This window comes from Brevundimonas sp. CURTG3B2_SDJG (genome assembly GCF_057364705.1).
Genome location: NZ_JBNFOJ010000124.1, coordinates 1 through 8456, shown reverse-complemented (window position 1 = coordinate 8456; position 8456 = coordinate 1). Strand labels below are relative to the sequence as shown.

The following is an 8456-nucleotide window of genomic DNA, read 5'->3' as shown; positions in this document are numbered from 1 at the left end:
GGGGGACCATGCGAAGCATGGTGGAGGGGCGTCGGAGCGAGCGCGGAGCCCCCGCCCCTCCACCGCTTCGCGATCCCCCTCCCCTGAAGAGGGAGGAACGTCTGCGCACGATCAAACATCCAGCACCCAGGTGTCCTTGGTTCCACCGCCCTGGCTGGAGTTCACCACCAGCGATCCGGGCTTCAGCGCCACCCGCGTCAGCCCGCCGGGCGCGACCTTCACCCCGTCGGGGCTGGACAGCACGAAGGGCCGCAGGTCGACGTGCCGGCCCGCCAGCTCTCCCTTGTCCAAGGTCGGCGCGGTCGACAGCTGCAGGGTCGGCTGGGCGATGAAGTCGTCGGGATCGGCGATCAGCTTCTTGCGGAAGGCCTCGATCTCGCCCTTGGACGCCGCCGGCCCGACCAGCATGCCGTAGCCGCCCGACCCGCCGACCTCCTTGACGACCAGTTGATCCAGCTTGCTCAGCACCTCCTTCAGGGCCTCCGGCTCACGGCAGCGCCACGTCGGCACATTCTTCAGGATCGGCTCCTCGCCGGTGAAGAACCGGATGATCTCGGGCATGTAGGTGTAGACCGCCTTGTCGTCGGCCACGCCGGCGCCCACCGCATTGGCCAGCGTCACCGTCCCCGCCTCGTAGGCCGTCATCAACCCCGGCACGCCCAGGGTGGAGTCCGGCCGGAAGGTCAGGGGATCCAGGAAGTCGTCGTCGATCCGGCGATAGACGACGTCAACCTGCTGTCGGCCTTGGGTGGTGCGCATGAAGACCCGGCCATCGTCGACGAACAGGTCCCTGCCCTCGACCAGTTCGACCCCCAGCTTGTCGGCCAGGAACGAGTGCTCGTAGTAGGCCGAGTTGAACGGCCCCGGCGTCAGCACCACGATCGTCGGGTCCTTGCCCGCCGTGTCGGGCGCGCAGGCCCGCAGGCTGGCCAGCAGCATGTCGGTGTAGGTCTCGACCGGCCGCACCGGATAGTCGGCGAACAGGTCGGGGAACAACCGCATCATCATCTCGCGGTTCTCGAGCATGTACGAGACCCCGCTGGGCGTGCGGCAATTGTCCTCCAGCACGAAGAAGCCGTCCTCGCCCGTCCGCACCAGGTCCACCCCGGCGATCTGCACCCAGATGTCGCGCGGCGGCCGCCGTCCCTGCATCTCGGGCGCGTAGTGCGGATTGGTCAGGATCAGCTCGGCCGGCACGATCCCGGCCTTCAGGCATTCCTGCGCGCCGTAGACGTCGCTGAGGAAGGCGTTGATCGCCGAGACCCGCTGGATCAGCCCCTTCTCCAGGCCCGCCCATTCGGCCGCGCCGATGATGCGGGGCACCACGTCGAACGGGATCAGCCGCTCGCTCGATTCCGCCTCGCCGTAGACCGCGAAGGTGATCCCCATCCGCCGGAAGAACAGTTCGGCCTGGCGCGAGCGCGCTTGCAGAAGGCCTTCGGGCGCCTCCGCCAGCCAGCGTTCCAGGCCGCGATAGCTCTCGCGGATCCCGCCGCCGTTCCCGGACATTTCGTCGAACGCCATGCCGCTCCCGTCGCAATGATCTTGCAGCCTGACCCGACAGGCGGCGGCGGCGCAACAAGAATGTTGCGCTGCGGCGAAGCTCCCCCCTCCGGCCAAGGCTGTCAGGTCCCTGTGATCGCTGGAACGGGCTTTTCGGCGGGCGGTTTTCCGGTCTCCCCGACAACGGAGAGATCGCCATGCAAAACCCCTTCCGAGCCCGCTCCCAGGACGACTTCGGCCGGCAGGATCGCGACGACCGATGGGAGAACCGCGACCATCGCTTCGATGAACGCCCCACCTGGACCGAGGGCGACGGCGGCCGCACCGCCGAAGCCTATCGCAATCCCATGCAGGGCCCGGGACAGTACGCCCGCGACCGCGACACGAGCTCCCGCGACTGGGGCTACGACCGGTCCGAGGGATACGCGCGCGCCAACCAGTCCGGCCGTCAGGATGAAGGACGCTACGCGAGCGGGCAGGACGCCTACCGTTCGCAGGACTACGGCCAGGGCGGCTCCCACGACGGCCCCTATTCCGGTCCCTATTCCGGCCAGGACTTCGGCCGTCAGGACTACGGGCGTCAGGATTACGGTTCCCGCGCCTATGGCCGTCACGACTATCCGGATCACGGCTACGCGCCCGGCTCGCAGATCTGGGAAGGCTCCGACCGGTCCTTCGACCGCGGCCGCTCCAGCCGCGCCCAGCATGACTTCGAGCCCGATTACCTGCACTGGCGCGAGCGGCAGCTGTCCAACTTCGACCGCGACTACGCGGACTGGCGCAACGAACGGCGCGAGAAATTCTCCGCCGACTTCGACACATGGCGCAGCAGCCGGCCGCGGGTCCAGGCCGAGAACCCGATCGTCGGCGACGTGACCGACGGCGGCACGGGCGACGCGTCCGAACTGAAGAAGCGCTGAGGCGCCGCCCGAAACGCTTGAGGGCCCGGCCTCCGCCGGGCCCTCTTTCTTGCGCCGCCCACGGACGGGTCGTCACCGGGCGGACGCGCCAGCTTCATCCGGCGGTCGTCCCTCCGTCGTCCCACCGGCATACAGCCCCGCTAGTCCGGCCCCAGCAAAACCTTGGGGGCCGCCATGATTCACCGTGTCCAACGTCAGTCCGTTCTCCTCGGCGCAACCGCCCTGGGCGCCGTCTGGGCCTTCGCCGGGGGCGCGGCCGCCCAGGAGGCGGAACCCGCGCAGTTGGGCGAGATCATCGTCACCGCCCAGCTGCGCGAACAGAGCGCCACCGAGGTGCCTTTCGCCCTGACCGCCTACGACGGCCAGCGCCTGCAGGACCTGGGCGTCCAGGATTTCGAGGAGCTGTCGGCCTTCACCCCCGGCTTCCTGGTCCAGAACCAGTCGCCCAACAATCCCGGCTTCGTGATGCGCGGCATCACTTCGGACTCGGGCGAGGCGACCACCGAACCGCGCGTCTCGGTCTATCAGGACGGCGTCTCCATCTCGAAATCGCGGGGCTCCTACGTCGAGCTGTTCGACGTCGAGCGCGTCGAGGTGGCCAAGGGCCCCCAGTCGACCCTGTACGGCCGGGGAGCCCTGATCGGCGCGGTCAACATCGTGCAGAACAAGGCCGACATCGGCGACTGGAGCGCCGCCGGCCGCGCCGCCCTGGGCAACCTCGACTACCGCATGGCCGAGCTGATGGTGAACATGCCGCTGGGCGACATGGCCGCCCTGCGCTTCGCCACCCGCATGAAGAGCCGGGAAGGCTTCGTCGAGAACCTGCTGGGCGGAGCCGACTACAACGGCTTCAACACCCAGGCCTTCCGCCTGTCCGGCGCCTTCGAGCCGAACGAGTCCTTCCGCTTCGACCTGATCGCCAACTACCAGCGCGACGACGCGCCGGGCACCTCCTTCAAGTCGATGGCCTATGCGCCGGCGAACCCGAACACCGGCGTGGTCCTGGGCGGCCGCCAGCCGTGGGAGGGCGCGGCCCTGACCCCCGGCACGGCCCTGGACGGCGGCCAGACCCTGGGCCTGGACCGCGAGGTCTGGGGCGTCACGGGCATCGCCCGCGTGAACATCTCCGACAGCCTGACCCTGACCTCCACCAGCGCCTACCGCACCTTCGACTCCTACGAGGTGTTCGATCCGGACGGCATCTCCCTGCCCCTGCTCTCGGCCATCGAGGACGCCCAGGGCGAGCAGTGGAGCCAGGAGTTCCGCCTGAACTGGGACGGCGGCGGCGCCTTCTCGGGCTTCATCGGCGCGGGCTATTTCAAGGAGGAGGGCTCCCAGCGCACCCCGACCGAGTTCAACGAGCGGGTGGCCGTGGCCCAGCTGGCGGGCCTGCTGGACGGCAATCCGCTGGCCGTGGGAACCACCCACCTGCCGCTCGCCGCCTATTCCAGCCCGGCCCTCCTGGATCCGATCCTGAGCGGCTTCGGCCTGCCGGGCGTGGTCGTCCCGGGCGTCCGCAACAACCTGAAGGCCTCGCACATCGAGACGGCGACCAACACCGGCGAGCTTGAGTCGATCGACCTGTTCGCCGACCTGACCTGGCGCCCGACCGACCGGCTGGAGTTCGCCGCGGGCGTGCGCTGGACCCAGGACGACAAGACCAGCGGCTTCTCCTCGGCGATCCTGAACGGCCGCTCGACCCTGGGCGGCCTGCTGGCGGTCCAGCAGGTGCAGCGCCAGATCGCCCAGCTGATCGCGGTCGGAACGCCCGAGGCCCTGGCCCAGGCCGCCGCCCTCGGCGCCTTCGCCAACGGCGTGGTCGCTCAACTGGCCGCGCCGGGCGCAACCAACGCCCCGGTCACCGCCGCCTTCCCGCTGTTCGGCCTGACCTTCCAGCCGACCGCCGGGAACGGAACCCTGATCACCCAGGACCTCGAGGACGACGGCCTGACTTGGCGCGTCACCGCCCGCTACGACCTGGGCGAGGAGTCGAGCCTGTACGCCAACTACGCCCGCGGCCGCCGCCCGGCCGTCCTGGCCCCGTCGGCGCCCTCGACCCCGTTCGGCGCGCCCAAGTTCACCTTCGTCGACGCCGAGGAGGTCGACAGCTACGAGGTCGGCGCCAAGACCGCCCTGATGGACGGCGCCCTGCGCATGGACGGCGCGCTCTACCTCTACGACTACTCGAACTTCCAGACGACGGTTCAGGTCGGCACCCAGTTCGTCACCACCAACGCCGGCGAGGCCAAGGCCTACGGTTTCGAAGGTCAGGTGAACTTCAGCCCGAACGCGGCCTTCGACCTGTTCGCCACCTACGCCTACAACCACTCGCGGTTCGAGGCCGGCATCTACGACGGCAACCGCTTCCGGCTGTCGCCCGACCACCGCGCCTCGTTCGGCCTGACGTGGAAGATCCCGGTCACCGGCGGCCTGGTCGAAGTCCAGCCGACCTACACCTGGCAGTCCGAGATGTTCTTCGACGACAACAACGACCGCTCCAGCCTGCAGACCGGCAACTTCGTCCCCGACACCGTCGTCGACGAGGTCCAGGAGAGCTACGGCCTGCTGAACCTTCGCGTCCGCGTCACCGGCGAGGCCGGCGACTGGTCGGTCGAGGCCTTCGCCGACAACCTGCTGGACGAGGAATATATCAAGGACGCGGGCAACACGGGCGACAGCCTGGGCCTGCCGACCTTCATCGCCGGCGAGCCGCGCACCTTCGGCGTCGTCATCGGCCTGAAGTACTGAGGCGCATCATGACCTTGCACCGCCGCGGCCTTCTCGGACTGCTCGGCGCGGCCGGGGCGGGACTTCCCGCCGCTGCCCAGGACGCCCCGCACGGCGTCGCCTTCGCCCATGGCGTGGCCTCGGGCGATCCTCGCGCCGACGGCCTGGTGATCTGGACCCGCGTCACGCCGGCCGACGCCGCAACGCGCCGGATCGAGGTGGCGTGGACGGTCTGGACCGACGGTGCGTCGGCGCCCTCCGCCTCCGGCGTCTTCGCCACGGGCCCCGAACGCGACTTCACGGTCAAGGTCCCGGTCTCCGGCCTGCGCCCGGGCGTCGAATACCGCTACGACTTCGCCGTCGGCGAGGTCCGCTCGCCTCAGGGCCGCGCCCGCACCCTGCCCGCGGGCGCCACTCCCGACACTGTCCTGGCCGTCGTGTCCTGCCAGCTCTATCCGGGCGGCCTGTTCAACGCCTACGACGCCATCTCGAGGCTGGATCGCCTCGACGCCGTCGTCCACCTGGGCGACTACATCTACGAGTACGGGGCCGAGCCCGACGACTACGGCATGGTTAGCGGCGCCCGCCTGGGCCGCACGCCCCAGCCGCCGCACGAGATCGTCAGCCTGGCCGACTACCGGACGCGCCACGCCCAGTACAAGTCCGACCCCGACCTGCAGGCCGCACACGCCCGCGCGCCCTTCATCTGCGTCTGGGACGACCACGAGATCACCAACGACGCCTGGACCCAGGGCGCCGAGAACCACCAGCCCGAGGCCGAGGGCGACTTCTCGGTCCGCAAGGCCGCCGCGCTAAAGGCCTATTTCGAGTGGATGCCGATCCGCGATCCCGAGGCGGGGATCACGCCCGACGCCATCTACCGCAGCTTCGACTTCGGCGACCTGGCCAGCTTGCTGATGATCGAAACCCGCCTGCTGGCCCGCGGCGAGCAGCTGACCTACGAGCACGACATGCCCGTGGTCGGCCAGGGCCGGAACGCGCGCCCCGACCTGGACGGCTTCCGCGCTCGGCTGAACGACCCCGCCCGCGACCTGCTGGGCGACCGGCAGCGCGATTGGGTCCGTTCGACCCTCCAGGCCTCCCGCGCCGCCGGCCGGCCTTGGCAGGTGATCGGCAACCAGGTCGTCATGGGCCGGGTCCAGGGTCCGGACATCACCAAGATGGCCTCGCCGCTGGAGATCGCCGTCCTGATGGCCCGCCTGCCGGCCGCCGTGCGCGACCGGGTTCGTCAGTCCATCGACCTGTTCAAGCTGGGCGTTCCCTTCAACCTGGACAGCTGGGACGGCTATCCGGCCGGCCGCGAGCGCCTGTACGCCGCCTTCGTCGAGGCCCAGGTCCAGCCCATCGTCCTGGCCGGCGACAGCCACGCCTTCTGGGTCAACGACCTGAAGGACGCGAACGGAGCCCGTCGCGCGGTCGAATTCGGGACCAGCTCAGTCTCCAGCCCCTCGCCTGGCGACGCCGTCCAGGGCGTGCCCTTGGGCGCCGCCCTGAACGCCGCCAACGAAGAGGTCGTCTTCTGCGACCAGTCGGCCAAGGGCTTCGTCCTGCTCACCCTCACGCCGACGCGGGCGAAGGCCGAGCTGCGCACCGTCTCGACCATCTTCGCCAAGCCCTACGAGGCGGCGGTGCTGAAGACCTTCACGGTCGATCGCACGGCAGACGGGCTGGGGCCCCTGGTGGAAGGCTGACGTCCAGTTCCTCCCCCATCGGGGGAGGGGGACCATGCGCAGCATGGTGGAGGGGCGCCGGACGCAAGCGCGGTACGACGTAGCCTGAGGTGACGGAGGAGCGTCGCAGCGAGCGCGAAGCTGACACCCCTCCACCGCCCTTCGGGCGGTCCCCCTCCCCTTTCGCTTACGCTCCCGGGGAGGAACGCGGCCCCGCGTTCTTCACGTACGTATCCAGCCAGCGCACCATCTCCCACAGGGTGTGGCCGACGGACTCCCGCGCCCGATACCCGTGGGCCTCCAGAGGCAGCACGACGTAGCGGACGTTCGCCCCATTGCCCTTCAGGGCCGCGTAGAAGCGCTCGGATTGCACCGGGAAGGTGCCGGAGTTGTCGTCCGCCTCGCCGTGGATCAGCAGGATCGGCTCATTGACCCGGTTGGCGAAGGTAAAGGGCGACATCTCGTTGTAGGTGTCGGTCGCCTCCCAGTAGGTCCGCTGCTCGGCCTGGAAACCGAACGGCGTCAGCGTGCGGTTATAGGCGCCCGAGCGCGCGATGCCGGTCCGGAACAGGTCGGTGTGCGCCAGCAGGTTGGCGGTCATGAAGGCGCCGTAGCTGTGGCCGCCCACGGCGATCCGGTCGCGGTCCGCCACGCCCATCTCCACCACCGCGTCCACCGCCGCCTTGGCGCTGGCCGACAGCTGCTCGATGTAGGTGTCGTTCGGCTCGGCCCCGTCCTTGCCGATGATCGGCATCGAGGGGTCGTCCAGCACCGCATAGCCCTGGGTCAGCAGGAACAGGTGGCTGGACCCGCCCGGCCGCACGAAGCGGTTGGCTGTATCGACCACTTGGCCGGCCACCGCGGCGTCGGTGAACTCGGCCGGATAGGCCCACATCACCAGCGGCAGCGGACCGTCGCGGTCCTTGTCGTAGCCAGCCGGCAGATAGAGCGTACCGGACAGCTGCACGCCGTCGGCGCGGGTGTAGGTGATCAGCTGGCGGGTCACCCCGGCCAGTTGCGGCGCCGGATCCTGGAACTGGGTCAGGGCGTCCGGCGCCTGCGCATCCAGATTGCGCACGTACAGGTTCGGCGGGTCGTTGCGGGTCTCGCGCCGGGTCACCAGCCGCCTCGCGCTGTCGTCCAGCACGCCCACGATGCTCTCGTAGTCGCCGGTCGCCGAGGTCCACAGGCGCTCGGACTGGCCGTTCTCCAGGTTCATCGCCGCCAGGAAGGGATACTCGCCCTCGCGGGTCGCGCCCGCCCCGGTCATCAGCAGCCGGCCGTCGGCGGCGAGCCGCGCCACGGGGAAGCCATCGGCGTTCGGCTCGGTCAGCGGGAAGCCCGGATCGTTGTACCGGTCCTGATAGTTCCGCTCCAGCAGCACCCGGCCCGTTCCCGGGTTGGACGGATCGACGACGTAGCGGGTCTCGTGCCGGGTGTTGAACCAGCGGCTGTTGACCAGGGCCGTGTCGGCGTCGCCCCAGGTCACGCCGCCATAGCGCTCTTTCAGGTCCACCAGGGTCGCGGGGCCGGCCGGTGAAGGGCGCCGCCAGCATGAAGACGCGGTCGCGCACCTGGCCGGGGCGCGCGGGGTCGCCGCCGTCCTGGGGCCTCG

General features: G+C 69.9%; 4 protein-coding genes and 1 pseudogene. 3 read left to right on the top strand and 2 right to left on the bottom strand.

Annotation, left to right across the window (positions count from 1 at the left end; genetic code table 11):
* Positions 1 to 111 precede the first annotated feature (111 nt).
* Positions 112 to 1524 carry a circularly permuted type 2 ATP-grasp protein gene (locus AC2W7C_RS09925; protein ID WP_486001294.1) on the bottom strand — a complete coding sequence of 471 codons (1413 nt, stop codon included), beginning with the start codon at positions 1522 to 1524 and terminating at the stop codon, positions 112 to 114.
* Positions 1525 to 1700: 176 nt separating this feature from the next.
* Here AC2W7C_RS09925 and AC2W7C_RS09920 point away from each other — a divergent pair, with 176 nt between their 5' ends.
* From AC2W7C_RS09920 to AC2W7C_RS09910, 3 genes are all read left to right on the top strand, one after another.
* Positions 1701 to 2423 (top strand): hypothetical protein, encoded by a 723-nt coding sequence (locus tag AC2W7C_RS09920; RefSeq protein ID WP_486001293.1) that lies wholly within the window; start codon positions 1701 to 1703, stop codon positions 2421 to 2423.
* Positions 2424 to 2597: 174 nt separating this feature from the next.
* Positions 2598 to 5171: a TonB-dependent receptor gene (locus tag AC2W7C_RS09915; protein WP_486001292.1), complete on the top strand. Its 2574-nt coding sequence runs from the start codon at positions 2598 to 2600 to the stop codon at positions 5169 to 5171.
* Positions 5172 to 5179: 8 nt separating this feature from the next.
* Positions 5180 to 6862, top strand: coding sequence for an alkaline phosphatase D family protein (locus AC2W7C_RS09910; protein WP_486001291.1), 1683 nt, complete (start codon positions 5180 to 5182; stop codon positions 6860 to 6862).
* Between the two features lie 166 nt (positions 6863 to 7028).
* On the opposite strand, the pseudogene AC2W7C_RS09905 reads toward AC2W7C_RS09910, so the two are convergent.
* Positions 7029 to 8456: pseudogene (locus AC2W7C_RS09905) on the bottom strand (alpha/beta hydrolase family protein); the annotation flags it as partial.